The sequence below is a fragment of the Vibrio sp. 1249-1 genome (assembly GCF_033340495.1).
On sequence record NZ_JAWOWJ010001143.1, the window covers coordinates 1 to 526 of the forward strand.

General features: G+C 62.4%; 1 protein-coding gene. It reads left to right on the forward strand.

The genetic code is table 11. The features are described from left to right. Positions 1–61: 61 nt before the first annotated feature. A partial coding sequence (locus R7Z50_RS30935) for a recombinase family protein (RefSeq protein WP_318150205.1) occupies positions 62–526 on the forward strand: 465 nt, incomplete at its 3' end.

The following is a 526-nucleotide window of genomic DNA, read 5'->3' on the forward strand; positions in this document are numbered from 1 at the left end:
GGGCGCAATGGAACCAAAAACCAACGTAAGCCCTACCGCCCATCCAGCCTATGGAGGCATCTTGCAGGGACAACGCATCGGTTACGTCCGAGTCAGCAGTTATGACCAGAACCCGGAACGCCAACTTGAGCAGGTCGAGATCGGCAAGCTGTTCACCGACAAGGCCTCAGGCAAGGACACCCAGCGCCCGCAACTGGAGGCTATGCTCGGATTCGTCCGCGAAGGCGATACCGTGGTGGTGCACAGCATGGATCGCCTGGCGCGCAACCTCGACGATCTGCGCCGTCTGGTGCAAAAGCTGACCAAGCGCGGTGTACGCATCGAGTTCTTGAAGGAGGGGTTGGTGTTCACCGGCGAGGACTCTCCCATGGCCAACCTCATGTTGTCGGTCATGGGTGCCTTTGCCGAGTTCGAGCGCGCCCTGATCCGCGAGCGGCAGCGCGAGGGCATCGCCCTGGCCAAGCAGCGCGGTGCCTACCGGGGCCGCAAGAAAGCCCTCTCCGACGAGCAAGCCATCACGTTGCGG